General features: G+C 64.8%; 14 protein-coding genes. 8 read left to right on the top strand and 6 right to left on the bottom strand.

Translation table 11 applies throughout. The annotated features are described in order from the left end of the window. The first annotated feature begins 113 nt into the window (after positions 1-113). The 4 genes from VN706_06530 (at position 114) to VN706_06515 (ending at position 5759) form a co-directional block, all read left to right on the top strand. A complete protein-coding gene (locus VN706_06530; protein HXT15267.1) occupies positions 114-3662 on the top strand; it encodes a hypothetical protein in 3549 nt (1182 codons plus the stop codon). Positions 3663-3738: 76 nt separating this feature from the next. Further along, positions 3739-3984, top strand: coding sequence for an AbrB/MazE/SpoVT family DNA-binding domain-containing protein (locus VN706_06525; protein HXT15266.1), 246 nt, complete (start codon positions 3739-3741; stop codon positions 3982-3984). A gap of 29 nt (positions 3985-4013) precedes the next feature. Beyond that, positions 4014-4412, top strand: a complete 399-nt coding sequence (locus tag VN706_06520) for a type II toxin-antitoxin system VapC family toxin (GenBank protein ID HXT15265.1) — start codon at positions 4014-4016, stop codon at positions 4410-4412. 210 nt (positions 4413-4622) lie between these two features. After that, positions 4623-5759, top strand: coding sequence for a C40 family peptidase (locus tag VN706_06515; GenBank protein HXT15264.1), 1137 nt, complete (start codon positions 4623-4625; stop codon positions 5757-5759). Between the two features lie 289 nt (positions 5760-6048). Here the strand turns inward: VN706_06515 and VN706_06510 are convergent, their stop codons facing one another. Next, positions 6049-6366 carry a hypothetical protein gene (locus tag VN706_06510; protein HXT15263.1) on the bottom strand — a complete coding sequence of 106 codons (318 nt, stop codon included), beginning with the start codon at positions 6364-6366 and terminating at the stop codon, positions 6049-6051. A gap of 12 nt (positions 6367-6378) precedes the next feature. Next, positions 6379-8667 carry a hypothetical protein gene (locus tag VN706_06505; protein ID HXT15262.1) on the bottom strand — a complete coding sequence of 763 codons (2289 nt, stop codon included), beginning with the start codon at positions 8665-8667 and terminating at the stop codon, positions 6379-6381. 361 nt (positions 8668-9028) lie between these two features. Here VN706_06505 and VN706_06500 point away from each other — a divergent pair, with 361 nt between their 5' ends. Next, on the top strand, positions 9029-10591 hold the full coding sequence (locus VN706_06500) for a glycosyltransferase family 39 protein (GenBank protein ID HXT15261.1): 1563 nt from the start codon (positions 9029-9031) through the stop codon (positions 10589-10591). Here the strand turns inward: VN706_06500 and VN706_06495 are convergent. Further along, positions 10563-11246: a hypothetical protein gene (locus VN706_06495; protein HXT15260.1), complete on the bottom strand. Its 684-nt coding sequence runs from the start codon at positions 11244-11246 to the stop codon at positions 10563-10565. The genes VN706_06500 and VN706_06495 overlap by 29 nt on opposite strands. Positions 11247-11397: 151 nt before the next feature. On the opposite strand from VN706_06495, the gene VN706_06490 reads away from it, so the two are divergent. The 3 genes from VN706_06490 (at position 11398) to VN706_06480 (ending at position 16784) form a co-directional block, all read left to right on the top strand. Continuing rightward, positions 11398-12675 carry a M28 family peptidase gene (locus VN706_06490; protein ID HXT15259.1) on the top strand — a complete coding sequence of 426 codons (1278 nt, stop codon included), beginning with the start codon at positions 11398-11400 and terminating at the stop codon, positions 12673-12675. 156 nt (positions 12676-12831) lie between these two features. Continuing rightward, on the top strand, positions 12832-15417 hold the full coding sequence (locus VN706_06485) for a glycoside hydrolase family 3 N-terminal domain-containing protein (protein ID HXT15258.1): 2586 nt from the start codon (positions 12832-12834) through the stop codon (positions 15415-15417). Further along, positions 15414-16784: an alpha-L-fucosidase gene (locus VN706_06480; GenBank protein HXT15257.1), complete on the top strand. Its 1371-nt coding sequence runs from the start codon at positions 15414-15416 to the stop codon at positions 16782-16784. Before VN706_06485 ends, VN706_06480 begins: the two co-directional genes overlap by 4 nt. Here VN706_06480 and VN706_06475 read toward each other — a convergent pair. The 3 genes from VN706_06475 to VN706_06465 form a co-directional block, all read right to left on the bottom strand. Continuing rightward, the gene (locus VN706_06475) at positions 16769-17779 is read right to left on the bottom strand and encodes a site-2 protease family protein (protein HXT15256.1); all 1011 of its coding nucleotides are present in this window, start codon (positions 17777-17779) and stop codon (positions 16769-16771) included. The two genes, VN706_06480 and VN706_06475, sit on opposite strands and share 16 nt — an antisense overlap. 3 nt (positions 17780-17782) lie before the next feature. Then, positions 17783-18583: a hypothetical protein gene (locus tag VN706_06470; protein HXT15255.1), complete on the bottom strand. Its 801-nt coding sequence runs from the start codon at positions 18581-18583 to the stop codon at positions 17783-17785. 152 nt (positions 18584-18735) lie between these two features. Further along, positions 18736-21147, bottom strand: coding sequence for an ADOP family duplicated permease (locus VN706_06465; GenBank protein ID HXT15254.1), 2412 nt, complete (start codon positions 21145-21147; stop codon positions 18736-18738). Positions 21148-21165: the final 18 nt, after the last annotated feature.

Raw genomic sequence — 21165 nt, 5'->3', positions numbered from 1 at the left:
ATTCGCCGTTTCCACTCGCTCTTCTGCGCCGTCAACGCCCCGATCACCGTGACAACCCGGCCTCCGCGAGGTAAGATCACCCCGCCTTATTACCTCGAGCGCTCGGAGGCTCAATGATGACCCGCGCGCGGCAACTCCTGCCGCTCGGCGCCGCTCTCCTGTTCGCGGCGCGTATCGTATTCGCACAGTCGAGCGCGACGCCGGTCGCGCACCAGTTCGACAAGCTCCATTTCCGCTCGATCGGCCCCGCGATCATGTCGGGCCGCATCGCCGACTTCGCGGTCTACGAGAAGAACACCGCGATCTGGTACGTCGCCACCGCGCACGGTGGTGTGTGGAAGACGACCAGCAACGGCGCGATCCTCACGCCGATCTTCGAGGACCACGGCTTGATGTCGATCGGCGACGTCGCCGTGTCACAGCAGAATCCCGACGTGATCTGGGTCGGCACCGGCGAATCGAACAATCGCCAGAGCACTTCGTGGGGCGACGGCGTGTTCAAATCGACCGATGGCGGCAAGACGTTCCAGAACATGGGGCTGAAGGATTCGAAGCACATCAATCGCATCGTCATCGATCCGGCGAACGACAACGTCGTGCTGGTGGCGGCGACGGGTCCGCTCTTCGGCGCGGGCGGCGATCGCGGCATCTACAAGACGACGGACGGCGGCACCACGTGGACGCGCGTGCTGCACGTGAACGACGAAACCGGGGCGAACGATCTCGTGATGTCCGCGACGGATCCAAAAACGCTGTACGCATCGACGTACCAGCGCATGCGCTCGGAATGCTGCATGAACGGCGGCGGCCCGGGCTCCGGAATCTGGAAGTCGACGGACGGCGGCGACCACTGGACACGACTCACGGGCAATGGGCTGCCGAGTGGACCGCTCGGCCGCATCGGGTTGGATGCGTATCGTCGCAACGGAAATATCGTGTACGCGTCGATCGAGGGACCGACGGCGGGTCGCGGCGGCGGCGCAGTGACGGCCGCTGGTGCCACGCGCGGCGACGGCACCGACAGCGCGGGCACCGCATCACCACCGGGCGGTCCGCCGCCGGCAACGCCGCCCGCGGGTGGTCGCGGCGGCGGTCGTGGTGGACGCGGTGGTCGTGGTGGGCGAGGCGGCGGCGGTGCCGCGGCCGCGGCGGATGATGCGGGCGGCGAGACGGGCCTCTACCGCTCCGACGACGGTGGGGCGACATGGCACAAAGTCTCGTCGAACAATCCGCGGCCGATGTATTTCAGCCAGGTGCGCATCGATCCGAACAATCCGGACAAGGTCTATCAGGGCGGCGTGAAGATGTCGGTCACCGCCGACGCCGGAAAGACGATGGAGATGTCGGCGAACACGGTCGCGCACGACGACACGCACGCGATCTGGATCGATCCGAACAACTCCGACCATCTGCTCATCGGCGGCGACGGCGGCGTGTATCAGTCGTACGACGGATCGAAGACCTGGATCTTCCAGCAGAATCTTCCCGTCGGATTGTTCTATCACGTCAACTACGACATGGCGACGCCGTACGGCGTGTGCGGCGGCATGCAGGACAACTACGACTGGTGTGGACCGAGCCAATCGCGTCAGGTGCAAGGCATCTTCAATCATGAGTGGTTCCAGATCGAAGGCGGCGACGGCTTCGAGGCGGTGCCCGACAAGCGTGACTCGCGCATCGTGTACAGTGAGTCGCAGGACGGCAACCTCATTCGCCGCAACAAGGTCACGGGTGAATCGAAGTCGATTCGTCCGACGCCGATGAACACGACGCCGGTCGCGAAGGGCGAGACGTTCCGCTTCCACTGGGATACGCCGGTGGCGCAATCGGCGCACGACCCGACGGCGTTGTTCGTCGGCGGCAATCGCGTGTTCGTCTCGCACGATCGCGGCGACTCGTGGACGGCGATCAGCCCGGATCTCACGAAGCAGGGCAATCGCGACACCATCGTCACGATGGGCCTCAAGGGCTCGGACATTCACATCTCGCGCGACGACGGCATGTCGCAGTGGCCGACGATCGTGTCGATCGCCGAGTCGCCGAAGCAGCGCAACCTGATGTATGCGGGCACCGAGGACGGCGGCGTCTGGGTGACGAAGGACGAGAAGAACTGGACGAACATCACGAGCCACATTCCGGACTTCCCGCCGGGCGACGCATTCGTCAGCCGCGTGGTGCCCTCGGCGTTCGATGCGGGGACGGTGTACGTCGTCGTCGAGAATCACCGTCAGAACGACTTCGCGCCGCACGTCTGGGCGAGCAACGATTTCGGCCAGACGTTCCATTCGATCGTCGGCAATCTTTCCGGCGACAACGTGCGCACGCTCACCGAGGATCAGAAGAATCGCGACGTGCTGTACATCGGGTCGGAGACAGGAATCTTCGTCTCGCTCGACCGCGGCAAGTCGTGGGGGCGGATCAAGGCGAACTTCCCGAACGTGCGCGTGGACGAGATCACGCTGCATCCGCGCGACAACGCGATGCTGGTGGCGACGCACGGACGCGCGATCTGGATTCTCGATCACCTCGAGCCGATTCAGGAATATTCGGCAGCGGAGACCGCGGCCGGCGATGCGAAGCTCTTCACGCCGGGCAACGCGCTGGAGTGGAAGACGAAGGACGATCGCAACGACGAGTTCTGGGGGCACGCGTACTTCGTCGGGGAGAATCCGCCGAACGAGGCGGTGGTTGAGTATTTCCTCAAGAAGCCGGTGAATGGGCTCGCGCTTCGCGTGAGTGACCCGGCGGGAAAAGTGGTGCGCGAGATCAAGGTGCCGTCGGCGAAAAACCAGCCGGGCATTCAGACGGTCTGCTGGGACATGCGCGGCGAGCCGATCACCGCGGCCACGGATTCCGCGGCGGAGGCCGGCGGCCGCGGCGGACGTGGTGGCGGCGGTGGTGGACGTGGCAACACGCCGCCGGGGTCGATCGTGCCTGGCGTATCGCAGCCGGTGCCGACGCCGATCGGCGGGATGAATCCGTGCGCGGTGGAAGGCGCGCCGGCCGCCGGCGGTCGTGGCGGCGGCGGATTCGGTGGCGGCGGTGGACTTGGCGGTCCGGCGCCGTACGCCATGCCGGGCACGTACACCGTCGCGCTCACGAGCGGCGGCACGGTGCTCGATTCGAAATCACTAAAGGTCGTCGGCGATCCGGACGTGCACTTGGCGCCGGCGGAGTACGCGAGCTACAACGCGATGGCGAACGATCTCACGTCGTTGCAGCGGCGCGCGGTGGCGGTGACGACGGCGTTGAACGCGCTGTATCCACAGATGGCGAGCGTGGCGAAGCAGGTCGCCGACAAGTCGGATCTGCCGGCGAACGTCAAGTCGCAATTCGATGCGTTCAACAAGAGCTTCGACGCGGTGCGAAAGAAGTTCGGCGTTCCGCTGCCGGCGCCGGCGGCTGGACGTGGCGGCGGCGGTGGACGCGGCGCGGCACCCGACCCCGAGAACGTGCTCGCGCGCACGTCGGCGCTGCGCACGTCGCTGATCGGCGTGTGGGAGTCGCCGAGTGCGTCGATGGTGCGCCAGTACAATGAAGTGAAGGTGGAGCTGCCGAAGGCGATCGCCGACGCGAACGCGGTGTTGGCGAAGGGCGCGGCGGTGAGTCAGTCGCTCGCGAAAGCGGGCATCACGCTGACCGTGCCGGCGGGCGGGAAATGAGCGTGTACGCCGGCGCGGCCTTGCTCCGTGGCGCCGGGTGCATTACCATTGGTAAGGAATTTAGGCGGAGGTAAGGATGAGCGAATCGACCATCACGTCCAAGGGGCAGATCACGATCCCCAAGGTCGTGCGCGAGGCGCTCCACCTCGAAGTAGGCGACCGGGTCTACTTCGAGGTGCTGGGTGACGGATCTGTTGTCCTCAAGGCGCGCAATCAACCGGTGGAGCGGTTGTTCGGGTTGTTGCACGGGCGCAGCGCGCGTCGCCGGGTGCTGAGCGTCGAGGAGATGAACCCGGCCAGCGGCGACGATCGCTCGCCGTGATCTCGCCGTGATCTCAACGTGATGGCCTCGTGATCGCGCTCGATACGAACGTGCTCGTGCGCCTCATCGTCGGTGACGATGAGGCGCAGGCGCGTGCGGCCGAGCGTTTGGCGGTGCGAGCGCGCCGCGAGCAAACGGCGCTGTTCGTCGCCGACGTCGTGCTGTGCGAGCTGGTGTGGGTGCTGCGCAGCCGGCTGTCGCTTCCACGCCGCGAAATCGCCGACGCGCTGGATCAATTGCTGGCGACGGAGCTGATCGTCGTCGCCGATACCGCGGTCATCGAGCGCACACTCGACGATTACCGGAACGGCAAGGGCGACTTTGCGGACTATCTCATTCGCGAACAGGCGCGGTCGGCCGGAGCGAAAGAGGTCGCGACGTTCGACCGTGCGCTCAAGGGCGAACCGGGATTTCGCATCGTCGGCTAGCCGGTCGAGATTAGCGAATTGTTCCATTCCGGCCACACCGTGTGTCCCGGGCCGGGGACAGTTCGACACGCGTGGCCAGGGTCACTCGTGATTCAAGCTGTTGTCTCGAAATGAGTTGTCAGTTTTGATCGCGTGGGCCGTGCTCGTGCACTAGGGGTCGCCAACCTCCATCCGGAGATCCACGTGCACCGGTCCAACACCGTTCGCGCAGTGACAGGGGTATCCCTGTTCGTCGCGGCCGCTGCGCTCGTCCCGCTGGTTCCCGCCGCCGTTGGTGCCCAGCAGTCGGACGTGAGCGTCAGTCCGTTCGTCTCCTTTCTGCCGACCACCGGCGCGAGTCCGCTGGCTGGACTTGCCCTGACGCTCGCCGGCAACGGCGGCCTGGCGCTGCGGGCCAGCGGACATCTCGCATTAAAAAACGATAATACTAATTCATTTAATACCGCTGACGCCATGCGCCCGTGGGGCGGCGACGCCGACGCCGTCCTTTTTCTGGGCGGCCACTACCTCGGCGGATATGAGCATACGCTCTCGCCCTACGTTTTCACCGGCGTCGGGATCGCGGGCCGCGATAGTCTGGGCGCCACGGTGACGCGCAGCGACTGGAGCTATGGCGCGGGACTCAACGTGCCGCTGGGAAGCGCGGTGGACATTTTCGGGGAATCGCGGTGGCGCATGTCGCGCTTCGTGCTGCCGACCGCGCAACTGGCGCCGAGTCCGACGACGGAGATTCGCGTCGGATTGTCGTTTCATATCGGCGGCGGCGGCTCGAGTGGGCGAGGCATGCCGCGCAGTCGCAGTGCATCGACGGGGCGTCGTTATCCCTCGCGCAGCACGGCCGACGTGCTCTACCCGGCGTCGACGACGACGTCGGCGAGCGCGGCGCGGCTCATCAACGCCGCCGAGCAGTACATCGGCACGCCCTATGTGTATGGCGGCACGAGTCCGCGTGGGTTCGATTGTTCAGGGTTTACTCAATACGTGTTCGCGCGGCAGGGCGTGCGGCTACCGCGCACGGCGGCGGAGCAGGCGCAGGTCGGTGAGGCGCTACCGAACGAGTGGCGTGCGATCGCGGCGGGTGATCTGGTGATGTTCGCGGAGCACGATCGGATCGATCACGTGGCGATCTATGCGGGGCACAACCGGATCATCCACTCGAGCTCGAGCGGCGGTGGAGTAAGGTATGATGATCTCACGACGCAGCGAGGGCAGTGGTTTGTGGACCACATGGTGGCGGCGCGTCGGGTGACGTCGGATTCGCGCGGCCTGCTGCTCGATCTGGCGCGGGGGTTCGGTGAGGTCGGCGTGCAGCTCGATGGGCCGGATCATGCGCCGCGGGGGCGGTAGTCGACTTGCATCAACGACTCCAGAGGCCATCGGGGACGACCGACGACTTCCGGTGGCCCGAGCGTTATTCCACCGATCGGCAAGATTGCGTCGATCGCCGATACTCACTTGCTGCCAATGGCATGACTCTGATCCCGCATGTGCGCCGCATCCGAGGTCATGGTTGTAACGCCAATTTGACGATTTCCATTTTGGCGTTTGAGCAAGGCGAGTTACCCAGAGGTCGATAGCAAACAGTCAAAGCCACTCATCTCTAAATCCAACTTCGGCGCAACGTCGCCCCCCCCCGTCACTTCTTAAGCTTCCCTATTTCAACGGCCATCTGCTCCTCTGTCCAGTGAAGGTAGTTGCGCACTCGGCGTGTGTGCTCAGGGGAGAAGTTGGCGATCACGAGCAAAATATCGGTGCTCCAAGTCTCGCCAGGGCGCGGAGCTGGTTCCAAACCGGCAATCAATTCCTCGGCCATTTCCGGTTCGTACGTCTGACGGAAGTAACGAACGAGGTCGTCGTAGGTGACCGGTGATTCCGCCCAATCAACGACTCGAGACTCTTGTCCGTCTCGTGCATTGACGGAGGCTTCATCCAATCGATTGTGGTCTGGTGACATTCGCTCCCCCAATCAAGGTGCAGGCGGTTTGAGATTCGCGTTGTGCCTTCCCGTAGGCCAAACCGAACCAGTGGTGGTCCCATCGTCGCGGAGCCAGGCCCTACACTCGAGCTCTACCCACGATCCCTCCAATTGCCTTGGTCCGCCTGGAATGGGCATCGGCACCACAATCCATCCGTTCCAATCCTGTCCTCGACCGACGCGGTACCGCGCCTTCTCAAAGTTGCCCTTGACTCCTTCTCGTGTGACTTGGAGGCGCGAGTACGGTCCCCAGAAGCTTATGGTCCCGCTACCGTTTGGAAGTCCAGACCGAATCCAAGTCTCTGTAGAACGCTCGATGATGATTGGATCGTGAACACCGACCCCATCGACATCCGGGATTACCTCTGGACAGTAATACCGAACTCCGACGGAGGCGGAGCCCGTCAGTAGGCGTCCGAGAATATGAACATCCAGCCGCATTTGTCCTGAACCATGGATTGACGCGCTACACGTCAACGAGTTCAGCGTACAGGCGGTAGTTTGATCCATTTCAGCTGGCGCGCCGGTGAATGCGCTGTCGTTGGCTGCCTCAAGAAGCGTATCGTGCGGCGCTTGATCCTTGAGAGATCGAGGGGCGGGCGCGTGAATCGACCTCGTTCCGACACCCGAACCAACTGTCGGGCGCCGATTCGCAACAATCTGTTGGTCGGATAGCCAAGTCCACTCAGCCGACGGAGCAATTGCTGGCGACGGAGAGAGTGTGCCAGTAAACGTCGCTGCCACTCCCTCGCCCACCTCGCTTTTGTCGACTGTGACTGAGAGCGTTGGCAAGACCACGGCAACGTCAGCGTACGCCGAGTCACCAGATCCATTGCCTGCCGAGGAGTATGCCCACATTCGACCGCTGACAATCATCTGCTTCCTACACGGACCAGTCCCATCGGCGCAGCCGACATCGTTCGTCGCTGTGTCGCCAGGGACCCATCGCCATCTTGCGGCGGAGCCAAGTGTACCGTCGTAGGTCGGCGAGAAGGTCACCGAATCACCGAGCGCAACGTTCGGCTTGTCGACAACGAGCGTGAAGCTGCTATAAGCCACCGCTCGCGCGGTCGCATACCGAAACACCCCATTCCGCTTGACCTGCACCTTCATCGTGCCGGTCTCCTGCACCGCCTTCGTACACGGATCTTCCCAGAAGTTGCAACTCGTGTGACCGGGCGGCACATCTGCCGTCCAGGCCCAGGACCACATATCCGGTACGGTGGCGTGACCGTCGCTCCACGTCGGCGTAAACGTCACGTTGGCATTGCGGTGGATGTACGCCGGCGCCGCGGTGAGCGTCAGGGTTGGCGTCGTCACGTGAACACTGCCCGTTTGCCGTTTACCGTTCACATATGCAACGACACTCAAGGTCCCCGAGCCGATGATCACGCGCGTGCAGGCGTTGCCCCGAAGACCGAAAAAGCACGGGCTCGTGGTGTCCGACGGCTCGCCACCCTGAGACGCCGGATCCGGAATCCACGTCGACGAGTCGACTTCGACGGGCATCGATTGCCCCTCAACGACCGAGGGACTCGCTTCTGCGTAGAAATGTACGGTCGAACCCGGACCCACGTTCGTTGAATCGGCGACCAGGCTCAGCGACGACTCCAGCCGCGTCAGCATGAACGAATAGGAACCCGAAAAGGTCGCGCACGGTGATGCTTGATACTGCGGTCCGCACGTGATGCGATCGGTCTGGCCGGGCGGCAAGTAATTCTGCTCGTTCTCGACACCGTAGGAATTACTCGCACCGCCATCAAGGTGCGAGTTGGCGGTCAAAAGCAAATACATGGCATCGGTCGAGGTGAAGCTGGCGACCGAAAAGACGTTATTGCCATCGTGCCACGTGACGGCCGTGTTCCCGATCGGACCGTAGCTCGTCGCACTGCCCAAGCCCGCGAAGTTCGGCGTGCGCACGACGAGGCCGGAGACAGTTGCCTTGACCACGGTCGCGTGCCGGTACCACGGCGCCACGAAGCTCGGATCAGTCGTCCCTCCGCCGCTCAGCCCATCGATCACTAACGGAACCGTCGCTGATGCCGGCGACTCGTTCGGATACACCGTTGCGCTTGCATGTTGGCCCGGCCGGAGTGTGAGCGGATCCTGATGCGCCGGCGGCGCCATCAAGTAGTCACGGCAAGCCACAAAGGCCACCGATGCGACTGCCAACAACAACACGCGGCGGCGCCGCATGCGAGGCAAAAGGCGGATACTGTCGGCCTGTCCGCCATTTCGCGACGACGAGCCGACGCTTTCGGGCGTGGTCGATGTGGGCACTGAGCCAGAGCGACGGATGCGCCTCCGGCCAGCGCGCGAGAAAATGAAGCGCACGTCAGGGATGTAAGCGGATTGTGGGCGGAGCAGGCGTGATCGAAGTCACACCGGATAGGAAGGACGGCGTGAGCAGCATCGCCCACGCGACCGCAGCCGAAAAGCGCGGTCGCCGATGAGCGGCCAATTTAGATCAGGTACCGCTTCCCGCAAGAGCGTTTGATAAAAAAACTATAACAAACGCAATGTGTGGGAAATCGACACACATCTACGCCATCAGCGCCCCGGCTGCTATGATCTTCCTTCGATGCATTGATCGCCGTGACGCCGCCCGCCTTTCCTTCGCCTATCCGGCTACGAGTGTGTGATGCATTCACGTTTGTCATCGACCCACGCGCGCCCGCTTCTCGTTGGCATCGCCTCGTTGCTGATCATGTGGTTCAGCTGGGGCTCGATCCACCCGCCGGCCGTCGTCGAAGACGAAGTCTCATACGTCCTGCAGTCACGAATTTTCGCGAGCGGCCACTGGACGGCACCATCGCCGCCGCTCCCTGAATTCTTTCAGCAGGGACAAGTGCTCACCGTCCCTGCCGTGGCGTCAAAGTATCCGCCCGGCCACGCGCTGTTGATGAGCGTGGGCTCACTCGTCGGCGCACCCGCGCTCATGCCCCTGCTGCTCACGGCCTTGACCGGAGCGCTCCTGTTCCTGCTCGTGTGTCGAGTGACCAACCCGTTCGTCGCCGCGTTGACCTGCATCATCTGGCTGAGCGACCCGATCGAGCTCGAACATCGGCCGGGGTATTTCTCTGAAGTCACGTCGAGCATGATGTGGATGATCGCGCTCTGGGCCCTCCTCGAGTGGCGCGCGCATCGGCGCACACGCTGGCTCCTCGTCCTTGCCGCCGCGATCGGCTGGGGCGCGATCACGCGTCCACTGACGATGCTGGCGTTCGCGGTGCCCGTTGGAATCGTCGTCGTGCGAGACGTCATTCGCACGCATCGCTGGCGCGATTTCGCGCTCGCGATCTTCGTCGGGTGCTGCTTCCTCGGAATACTCCCCGTGTGGAGCGCGCGGACGACGGGGAACTGGAGGCTGACGCCGCAAACGCTCTACACGCGCGACTATCTACCCTACGACAAACCCGGATTCGGCCTGGACACGACACCACCCGCGCTCCCGCTGCTTCCGGTCGATCGTTTCACATATGTCGGATTTCAGAATGAACATAAGCGACATACGCTGACGAACCTTCCGGCGATCGCCTGGGAGCGGCTGAAGGTCATTGGCCATGACGAGTGGAGCGGCCCGCGACTGGTGCTCGTTCCGTTCGCCATCCTTGGCCTGTTCGCCATGAACGCATCGCTCTGGTTTGCGTTCGCGTGTTCGACGGCGCTCTTCGTCGGCTATCTGAGCTACGGGCACTGGGCCCATTGGACGATTTATTACCTCGAGGGTATTCCGACACTCTCGGTCGTCACGGCGCTGGGGGTCGCACTCGCGCTTGAACGCATCGAGAAACGATTCTCCGATGGCCCGCGCTCACGGATTGCGTCTGCTCCCGCCGCGGCTGTCGCCGCACTATTGCTGCTCGTTGGATACGAGTCAGTCAGGTCGCACGCGAACCATCGGCGGGATGCGGTCTGGGACGTCGCCTTTCACGAGCTCCTGGATCAGGTGCCGTTCCGCTCCAGGGTCATCTTCGTTCACTACGCGCCGCGTCTTGGGCCGCATTTGAACGTGGTCGCGAATTCGCCCCATCTCTTCGCGGATTCGACCTGGATCGTGAACGACTTCGGCGCGAAGAACGCGGACTTGCTTCGCTTCACGAAGGGACGAATCCCTCTCGCGTTCTACGAGCGCGACATGCACATCGAGATCGATACGTCACTCGTCGCGAAGTCTAACTCAGCGCGGGCCCCAAGTCGTTGAGATCATCCTCGTCCTCCTCGGGCAACAGCAACGCCTGATCGAGCGTTAGAAAATGCTGATCGGCCACGAGCAGCCAGTCGCCATTCGATTGGCGCCGAGCCATGGTCGTGAGAGGCCGTGAGCCCGCTTGCTTGTGTCGATAGACGATATGTCCCGCGCCCTCTCCATCGGCCACGAAGCCGAGCGTGACGAAATCAAACCGACGCATGCCGTCGGCGATGATCTCGTTCGCCGTCGCGCGCGACATCTGGCGCCGCTCGACGTGGCGGTCGAGCTGGCGCCGCACCGAGCGGCCCTCGAGCCACAGCGCGAAGACCTCGGCCGGCTTGAGCATCTCCACTTCCTGGCGCGACGTCGCCCCGGGCACCGCGTCGCGCAACCGGCGCGTCGGGTCGAGCGACTCGCGAAAGCGCGACACCTGAAATTCGGCGACCGCGCGCGGCATGTTTGGGACCGCTTTCATGAGCTCGGTCGCGGTCAGGCGCGCGTTCTTGGGCGGCACGATCGACGCGAGCAGATCGCGCTTGAACTCGATCAGACTGTCCGGATCGCACAGCGTGGACAGCCGATGCCAGTTCTCGCGGTTGAGCGCGTCGACGGCGGCCTGAAAGACTTCGATCGGTTCGGTGGAGTTCATCTCCGCTAAAATACGCACGGTCAGACGAGAAAGTCATCGGCCGGGTGGCGGCGAAATCCAACGGGGCGTCTTCCGCGCTCGTAGCATCTGCGGCCACCTTTGGTGAAGCTTGGGTGCGGCCGATCGCGCCCCGGCAACGACCGTCCTGTCCTCTCAACCCGTCCATTCCATGCGACCGACACTTCTTCTCGCCTCGTGCGCACTGGCGGCGGTTCCCGCCGCGGCGGCGCTCGGGCAAGCGACTCCCGTAGCGAGCATCTCGGCGTTTGCCGACACAACGACGAACCTCGACGTCCGCACGATGGTTTCGCGGCTCACGCTCGAGAACTACAAGGCGACCGTCAAAGGCCTGACGCAGTTTGGCGATCGCCGGCAGGGCACGAAGCGAAACCGCGATGCCGTCGACTGGATCGAAGCGCAGCTGAAGAGCTACGGCTGCACGAACACGGAGCGGATCACGTATGACTACCACACGCCGCCGCCGCGCGGTGGCGCGGGGCGCGGTGGTCGTGGCGGCGCGGGCGGCGGCCGCGGCGCACCGCGGCCGCCGGGCACCGTCGTCAGCGAGGGCCCGACGAACGGGCAGGGCGGCAGCCGCATCTTCGGAACGCGCACGCAGACCGGCGTGAACACGGATTCCCTGCGGCAGCCGGATGCGCACATTCGCGCCATCGACGCCGAGCCGGCGACGGATGGCGAGCGTCAGGAAGTGTATTGCACGAAGGTCGGCAGCGTGCATCCGAACGAGATGTACATCGTCGGCGGCCACATGGACGGTCATGGTTGGAACGAGGCGGCGAACGACGATGGCTCCGGTACCGCGCTCGTGATGGAGCTGGCGCGTGTATTCAGCAGCCCGGACGTGAAGACGGATCGCTCGATTCGTTTCGTGTTATGGAACAATGAGGAAACCGGATTGAACGGCGCGCATGCGTACGTCGATCAGCGCCAGGCGCTGCAGGGGAAAGAGAGCCCGGCGGGCTCCGGCAAATACCCCGAGCCCAAATGGCTCGGCATGATCCAGCATGACATGATGATGTGGGATCACGGCATGCCCGGTCCCGACGGCAAGTTGAATCCGGAGCAGCGTCGCGAAGCCGACGTCAACATCGAATTCGCATCGACGTCGAAGATGGCGCAAGCGTCGGCGGATCTCGCGTGGTTCTTCCGCCGTGCGAACGAGCATTACGCGACGGATTATCCGGCGAACGTCGGCCCGCACATGACGAACACGGATTCGGACCCGTTCAAGGACCTCGTTCCGGCGATCAGTCTGCGCGAGAACGAGCGCGGCTCGCAGATCGGTGCGGGGTGGGACCCGAACTGGCATCAGCCGAGCGACGTGTTTGCCACGTACAGTGACAAGGATTTCCGCCTGGGGCTCAATGCGGCGGAAACGACGCTTGCGGCTGTGGCGCTGCTCACCGGAGCGACGGTCGGGAAGTAAATGTCATTCCGAGCGAAGCGAGGAATCTGGTGCGTTGGTAGAGAGGCTGGCCCCTCTACCGGGACGGTGGATTCCTCGCCTGCGGCTCGGAATGACAGGGGAGCGGCGGCTCGGAATGACCGACCGCTCGCGATCGTACTTCTCGTAGCCGCCGCGTTGGGCGCGGGCGCGCAAACACCGGCATACAAGAATCCCGCGCTGCCGACCGATGCGCGCGTGCACGATCTCCTCGGGCGCATGACGCTCGAGGAAAAGTTCTGGCAGCTCTTCATGATTCCCGGCAGCCTCGACGACTCGTCATACGATTATTCGCATGGCGTGTTCGGGCTGCAGATCTCGGTTGCGCCGCAAGGCAAACGGGTCGACGCGAACGCGGCGGCGCGCGCGCATGCGGAACGAATCAACGCCATTCAGCGCTACTTCGTCGAGCGCACGCGGCTTGGCATTCCGATCATTCCGTTCGAGGAAGCCGTGCGCGGCCTCGGACGGGAAGGGTCGACGATGTTTCCGGCCGCGATCGGGCTCGCGGCCACGTGGGACACGACGCTCATGCATCGCGTGGCGCTCGCGATTGCGGGCGAGACTCGCAGCCGCGGCATTCGCCAGGTGCTGTCGCCCGTGGTCAACATCGCGAACGACGTGCGGTGGGGCCGCGTCGAGGAGACGTACGGCGAAGATCCGTATCTCTCGTCGCGCATGGCGGTGGCCTTCGTCGGCGCGATGGAGAGCACGGGCGTCATTGCGACGCCGAAGCATTTCGTCGCGAACATCGGTGAGGGCGGCCGCGACAGCTATCCGGTCGATTTCAGCCAGCGCATGCTCGAGGAAGAATTCTTTCCGCCGTTCCGCGCGGCGATCGACGAGGGGCATGCCCGCTCGATCATGACGGCGTACAACTCGGTGAACGGCATACCGGCGACGCAGAATCGCGCGCTGCTCACCGGCACACTGCGCGACGAGTGGAAGTTCAAGGGCTTCGTCATTTCCGATCAGGCCGCGACGGGCGGACCGACGGTATTACAGTTTACTGAACCAAACACCGCCGCCGCGACGGCCGACGCCGTGAACGCGGGGCTCGACGTGATCTTTCAGTCGGCGTATCCGCAGTATCGCGGGTACCTCGACGCGTTTCGGCACGGGCTCATCGCGCCGGCGGTGATCGATACCGCGGTGGCGCGCGTGCTGCGCGCCAAGTTCGAGCTCGGGTTGTTCGAACATCCGTACGTCGACCCGGATAGCGCGGCAACGGTAAACCATTCGGTTTATCATAGTTCGCTCGCGCGCGACGCGGCACGCGAAGCGATCGTGCTGCTTCGCAACGAAGGCCACACGCTGCCGCTCGCGAAGTCGCTCGCCTCCGTTGCCGTCATCGGCGAAGACGCCGCCGACGCGCGACTCGGCGGCTACAGCGGGCCGCCGCGCGCCGCGGTCTCCATTCTCGACGGCATTCGCGAAACGATCGGTGCGGCGAAGGTGCGCTACGCGCGCGGGGCGGAACGCATGCCGCGCGAGTACGCGATCGTACCCGCCGATTTTCTGAGCAATGGGGCCGAGCGCGGGTTGCATGGCGAGTACTTCGACAATAACGCGCTGGCCGGCACGCCCCGCGTCGTGCGCACGGACCCGCGAGTCGATTTCGGTTGGACGCTGAGCTCACCGGCGCGCGGAATTCCGTTCGACTGGTATTCGGTGAGGTGGACGGGCACGATCACCGCGCCCGCGAACGGCGTGCATTCAGTTGGCGTCGAAGGAAACGACGGGTATCGCCTGTATGTCGACGATCGTCTCGCGATCGACGATTGGCGCAAGCAGTCGTACTCGCACCATCTCGCGCCCGTAGACTTCGCGCCCGGCACGCGGCACTCGATTCGCCTGGAGTACTTCGAGAGCACAGGCAACGCGCGCGTGAAGCTGATATGGGACGCGGGGCACGACGAGACGTGGCGCACGCAAATCGACAGCGCCGTGGCGATCGCCAGGCAAAGCCGTGTGGCTGTTATTGTGGCCGGCATCGAAGAAGGCGAATTCCGCGACCGTGCGCTGCTCGGGCTTCCGGGCCATCAGGAGGAGTTGATTCAGCGCGTCGCGGCGACGGGAACGCCGGTCGTCGTCGCCCTGGTCGGCGGCAGCGCGATCACGATGAGTCATTGGCTGGAGAACGTGGCCGCGGTGATCGACGTGTGGTATCCGGGCGAAGAGGGAGGACGAGCCGTGGCCGACGTGTTGTTTGGCGACGCCGATCCGGCGGGTCGCCTGCCGATCACGTTTCCCATTGCCGAAGGCCAGCTTCCGCTCGTCTACAACCATCAGCCGACGGGCCGGGGCGACGACTATGTCGACCTGACCGGTCAGCCGCTGTTTCCGTTCGGGTTCGGCTTGAGTTATTCCTCATTCGAGTACTCAAATCTCTCGATCGAGCCGGCGACGATCGACCCGTCAGGGACCGCGACGGTCAGCTGCCGCGTGAAAAACACCGGCGCGCGCGACGGCGATGAAGTCGTGCAACTCTATCTGCGGGACCTGTTGGCGACGACGGGCCGCCCCGTGATGCAGCTCGAGGGGTTCGCGCGCGTGCATCTCGCGCCGGGCGAATCGCGCGACGTCAGTTTCCGACTGTCGCCCGCCGAGCTGCACATGGTCGACGCGCGCGGGCAATGGGTCGTCGAGCCCGGAACGTTCCGCCTGATGATAGGCGCGTCGTCCCGGGACATTCGGCTTCGCGGCGAGCTGGTCGTTCGATGAAACGCCGCGACTTTCTGGCGATCAGTGCGGCAGGCCTCGGCGGTCTCGCGCTGCGGCGCGCGCCGTACGCTGCCGCGCGCCCGACGCCGTCGGCTCCGCAACTTCGGTGGCAGCGCGACGAGCTCGCGATGTTTCTCCATTTCGGGGTGAACACGTTCACGGATCGCGAGTGGGGCGACGGTCGCGAAGATCCGGCGATTTTCATTCCGACACAGCTGGATGCGCGGCAGTGGGCGCGCACGGCACGCGCCGCCGGCTTCCACGCGATGATTCTCACGGCGAAGCATCACGACGGGTTCTGCTTGTGGCCTACGCGCACGACGACGCACTCCGTCGCCAGCAGTCCGTGGCGTGACGGACACGGAGACGTGGTTCGCGAATTCGTCGACGCCTGTCGCGCTGAGTCGCTGCGGCCCGGGTTGTATCTGTCGCCGTGGGATCGCAATGCGCCGGTGTATGGCGATTCTCCGCGCTATAACGACTTCTATTGCGATCAACTCACCGAGCTGCTCACACAGTACGGGGAAGTCGCCGAAGTGTGGTTCGATGGCGCCAACGGCGAAGGGCCAAACGGGCGAAAGCAGGTGTACGATTGGCCGCGCTTCTGGGGCACCGTACGCAAGCTGCAGCCCAACGCGGTGATGTTTTCGGACGCCGGTCCGGACGTGCGGTGGATCGGCAACGAGCGTGGTGTCGCGGGAGATACCAATTGGTCCACGGTCGACCCGGCGGTCGTGCCCTATCCAGGCGCCGATGGTCCGGCGGTGATCGACATGCTCCAGCACGGTGACCCGAACGGCAGCGTGTGGCGTCCCGGTGAGACCGACGTGTCCATTCGGCCGGGGTGGTTTCATCATCCGGCGGAGGACGCGCGCGTGAAGAGCGCGGACGATCTCGTGGGATTGTACCTCACGTCGGTTGGGCGAAACTCGAAGTTGTTGTTGAACGTGCCGCCGACGCGCGATGGGGTGTTGCACGAAACCGACGTCGCGCACCTGAAGGCGTTTCGAACGACACGCGATGCGATGTTCGCGCGCGACGTTTCAGAGCGGCGGCACCTCGTGTGGCAACGCACCGGAGACAGAACAGCGGTCGCCACGATCGGTTTCGACGAGCCGACGCGCATCGCGATCGCGGATTTGCGCGAGGATCTGTCGGCGGGACAGGTGATCGCGCGCTACACGCTGTCGGGTGAAGGAGCGGATGGGTGGCGAGAGCTGTCGCACGGCACGACGATCGGATTTCGCAAGCTCGATCGATTTGATCCCGTAGCTGTGCGCCGTGTGCGGTTGACGATCGACGATGCCGTCGATGCGCCGCGGCCGCCGCGAATCGCGCTTTACGCGGTGGCTCAGCCGAGCGGCTGAATCGACGACAAACCGGCGAGCGTCGCGAGGAGCAGCGCGAACGTGATCAGGATGCCGCGATTGGAGCTCGAGACCGCGGGCTTGAATGCGCGGTACGCGCCGACCAGCGCGATGACGACCAGCCATTTCTGTGACGTGAGCAGAAACAGCACGCCCGCGAACCCGACGATGGCGAGACGGCCGTTGCGATCGAGGGCGTGAAAGCCGCGCGATCCGTCGAGCTGCCAGATCGGAATCAGATTGAACAGGTTGATCCACGCCGTGAGCTGTGCGATGGCGCCCCACGTCGCGGAATGCGTCGCGAGATACACGCCGAAGGCGGCGAGGCCGGCGACCGTTCCCCAGATCGGACCCGCGAGGCCGATCTTCGCGTCGGTCAGCGGATCGTCGACACGCTGTTTGAGCCGGACGAGTGCGCCGATGCCGGGAATGAAGATCGGCGCTCCGGCGGCGATGCCCAAGCGTCTCAGCTCCATCACGTGGCCCATCTCGTGGATGTAAATCGACAGCACGAGTCCCAGCGCGAGCGGCCAGCCGTACGCGTTCCAGTACACGCCGAAGAATGCGACCATCGACAGCAGCGTGCTCAGTTTCGTCAGGCCGAGCAGCAGGAATTTCAACTTTCCTAATGCGAGCAGGAACACGCCGCCGGCGCTGGCCAGGCCGCGCTTCCACGCCGGCATGCGGGCGCGCGCGGCCTTCGTTTGCGCCGCGGCGCGCTCTTGCATGGTCGTCGCGAGCGTCGTCATGTGCTTGCGAATCGTCGCATACTGCTCGCTTTCCGCGGGCAGCAGCGGCAAGGCGCGATTCCACGTCTGAATCGCCATGGCCAGATCGCCGGCGCGCTCGCGCTCACCGGCGCTCAGCGCGATTTGCTTGAGGCGATCGCCATGCACGAGCGTCGCGCACGCGGGACACGCGAGCGCCAGCGGCACCAGCTCCGTGCCGCACTCCGCGCATGGCGTTCCACTCGTCGCCGCCGTTGCTTCGCCCATCGATCAGCCGGCGGCCGACCCGGCCAGGCGAAGCGGTCCGGTAATGGGATCTTCCGGGACGCCCGCGGTCATGCGCCACGCGCGGCGTATGCCGAATCCGATGATGAGCGCGGTGATGATGCCCGTGACGGAGCTGAAGATCGCCATCACGGGAAGGGCGAACGCGAGTGCGATTACGCTAACGAGCACCATGAGCGGCGAAACGTGTTTCGTTTGAACGGGTGGCGCCGACGCAAGCGAATCCGCGCCGGCCGCCGCGCTGTCGGTTGGTGCCGGCGTCCGAGCCGCGGTCGCTGCCGCGTGCGTCTTTGCCGTGCGCGCGGCGTGACGCGCCTCCGTGAACAGCAGCGGCATGTACGCCATGCCGACCGAGAAGTACACGAGCACCGCGGCGAGGACCTGGTATTTGCGGCCCTTCGCATTCGGGTGCGATGCGCGAATCGCCCGGCCGACCATGTAGCCGATGAGAATGGCGACGATGCCGATCTCGAGATCGAACATCGCGATGACGGCATAGTAGACGGCGGCGCCGGCGAGCGCGGCGCCGAGTCCAAACAGTGCCGCCTTGCCGAAGACGCCGGCGCCGGAACCGCTGCCGCCCGCGCGCTCGATCGCGAGCTTGCACGAGGTACAGATCGAGGCGCCGGCCCGTGAGTAGTAATAATCCTTGATGCTCTTGCCGCACAGGCTGCACGCGACACCAGCGAGGCCGGCAACGCCGGCAACGCGGGCGGACACCGCCGCGCCGGCGACAGCGCGGTCGAACTGCAGGTTGCCCGGGGGCGATGTTACAGGATCGCTCATGATGGTCCTTCGCTGGCGGAGGGGTGGGGTGCCGGGTACGCCTTCTCAAGGACGCTCGAGCCGCTCCAAGGTCAGAAAAAGGCCCGCCGATAGAGCGGCGGGCCATTTCCCTGCATCATTCTGAAACAGTCATTACGCGAATAGCAGGCGACCTACGCCTCGCGGAACACCACGGACGGCGACATGCGTGTTGCACGCCACGCCGGCAGAAGACACGCAAGCACCGCGGTGACGACGATCACCGCCGCGACGCCGGCATATGTAATCGGGTCCATCGGTGTGATGCCGTAGAGGAAACCGTGAATGCCGCGCGATACCAGGAGGGCGAGCACGACACCGGCCGCCATACCGAATCCCACCGGCGCCATTCCCTGTCGCACCACGAGCAGCATCACATCCTGCGCCTCACCGCCCAGCGCCATCCGCAAACCAATCTCGGCACGGCGCAACTGTGTGCCGTACGACATGACACCGTAAATACCGAGTGCCGCCAACACCAGCGTCAACGAGCCAAGCGTGCCGAGGAGAATGCCCGCCATGCGCGCCGGAAACAGTGCCGCGCGCAGATGATCGTCGGCCGTTCGTACCTGGTACACGGGAATGTTCGCATCGACGCGAGTCACCGCGCCACGAAGCAGTGCGAGCGCGCTCCGCGCATCGCCGCGCGTCGCGATCGCGACGGTCATCTCGCCGGCGTAGGAGCCGGCGTGCGGCAGATAGATGAACGGCTGCGGCGCTTCGGTCAGCGTGCGGTACTTGCCGTCGCGCGCCACGCCGACGATCTCGAGCCACCTGGTCTCGTCGCCGCGCACGGCGATACGATTTCCGATCGCGCCCTGTGGGAAGAATTTGCGCGCGAGCGTTTCGTTCACGATTACCTCGTTCGCGCCGCCGTCCGATGAGAAGTCCCGCCCGGCGCGCAGTGGAATCCCCATCGTCGCGAAGTAGTGCGTGCCGACGATGTTGCAATCCGCCGCGCCATGACGCACCATCGGAGCGCCACCCGCGGCCGCAAAGACGGTCGCCTGATTGCCGAAGTCGAGCGGGACGCGCTGCACGATCGACGCATCTCGCACGCCATCGTCTGAACGAAGCCGTGTCAGCAACTCGTCATACGCGCGACGTCCCGCGTCGGGAGTCGGGAAGCGGCGACTGACGTCGACGGTCGCCAACAGGACGCGCTCCGCGGCGAAGCCGGCGTCCATCCCGCGAGCGGCGCCGAGACTGCGCACGAACAACCCCGCGGTGACGAGCAACACCGTCGTGATGCCAACTTGTACGCCGACCAGGCGCCGGCGATTACGAATCTGTCCAATGGTGATTCCCGAGCCGGCGCCCGAGTCTTTGAGTCCGCTGACGAGATCGTAGCGCGTCGCGCTCAACGCGGGTCCGAGACTGAAGAGCAGCGCGGCGACGCCCGCGAACAGCGTGGCGGCGGGAATGATGCGCGCGTCGGGCGTCACGGGCACGAGCAGGCCCGACGGCGCCGACGGGAGGAGCGCGAGCAGTCCTACCGTCGCGGCGTTCGCCAGAAGGACGGCGGCGACTCCCGCGGCCATCGCGAGCACCAAGGCTTCGAAGACGAGCTGGCGGACGATGCGCGCCTGCGTTGCACCGAGCGCCGCGCGGACCGCAAGCTCGCGCCGGCGAGCCGACGCACGCGACAGCAGGAGATTCGCGAGGTTGGTGCACGCCAGAAGCAGCACGAGGCCCGTCACCACGAACATCAGCAGCGCGATCACCGTCAGTGGGACGCGCGCTCCCGGTGCGAGCACGCTCGCTTGCGCGACGCGAATGCGCCGCGGCAGCGCCGTGCGTCCCGGCCGCGGAGCGCTGGCGTCGAGTTGCTTGGCGATCAGATTGAGCTCGTGCTCGACTCGGCCCGCATCGTTCGATGTGGTGCGAGCCACGGCCTGCATTCCCGTCGCGAGGAAATCGTCGAGCCGTGGCGCCGCCGGTTCGAGCGTCGCTCTCGATCTGAGCGGCACGAAGATATCCGTCGAGAGCCCGAAGATCGGCTGGAACTTGGGCGACAGCACGCCGCCGATGCTCAACACGCGTCCGTTGACCGTGACCGAACTTCCGACCGCGCGATCGACCGTGCCGAACAGCTCGCGAGCCAAGCGCGTGCTGATCATCGTCTGTGTCAGCTCGCTGTTGCCGAGCACATCGCGGCCGGCGATCGGCGCCACGCCGAGCAGCGCGAAGTAATTGCTGTCGACGAAGGCGCCGGCGTGGAGTTGTGTCGCGGCGCCGCTTCCGACAGCGAAATTCGTGACGCTATATGCCGCGACCCCGCGCAGCGAGCGTGCCGTTCGGTACTGCGCGAGGTCGGGGTACGAGAGCGGCCGATAATCGCCGCCCGTCGTTTCATAGATCTCGATGACGGTCGCGGGATCGCGCACCGGCAACGTGCGCAACAACAGGCCGTTGGCCAGCGAGAACACCGTGAGATTGGCTCCGATTCCAATCGCCAGCGAGAAGATCGCCACGAGGCTGAATCCCGGCGACTTCATCATCAGACGGATCGCGAGGCGGAAATCGTCGTAGACGCTGCGCATCATGTTCTGCCGGCTCCGAGT

Source organism: Gemmatimonadaceae bacterium (genome assembly GCA_035606695.1).
Taxonomy (GTDB): Bacteria; Gemmatimonadota; Gemmatimonadetes; order Gemmatimonadales; family Gemmatimonadaceae; genus JAQBQB01.
This window is presented reverse-complemented; position numbering and strand designations above follow the sequence as displayed.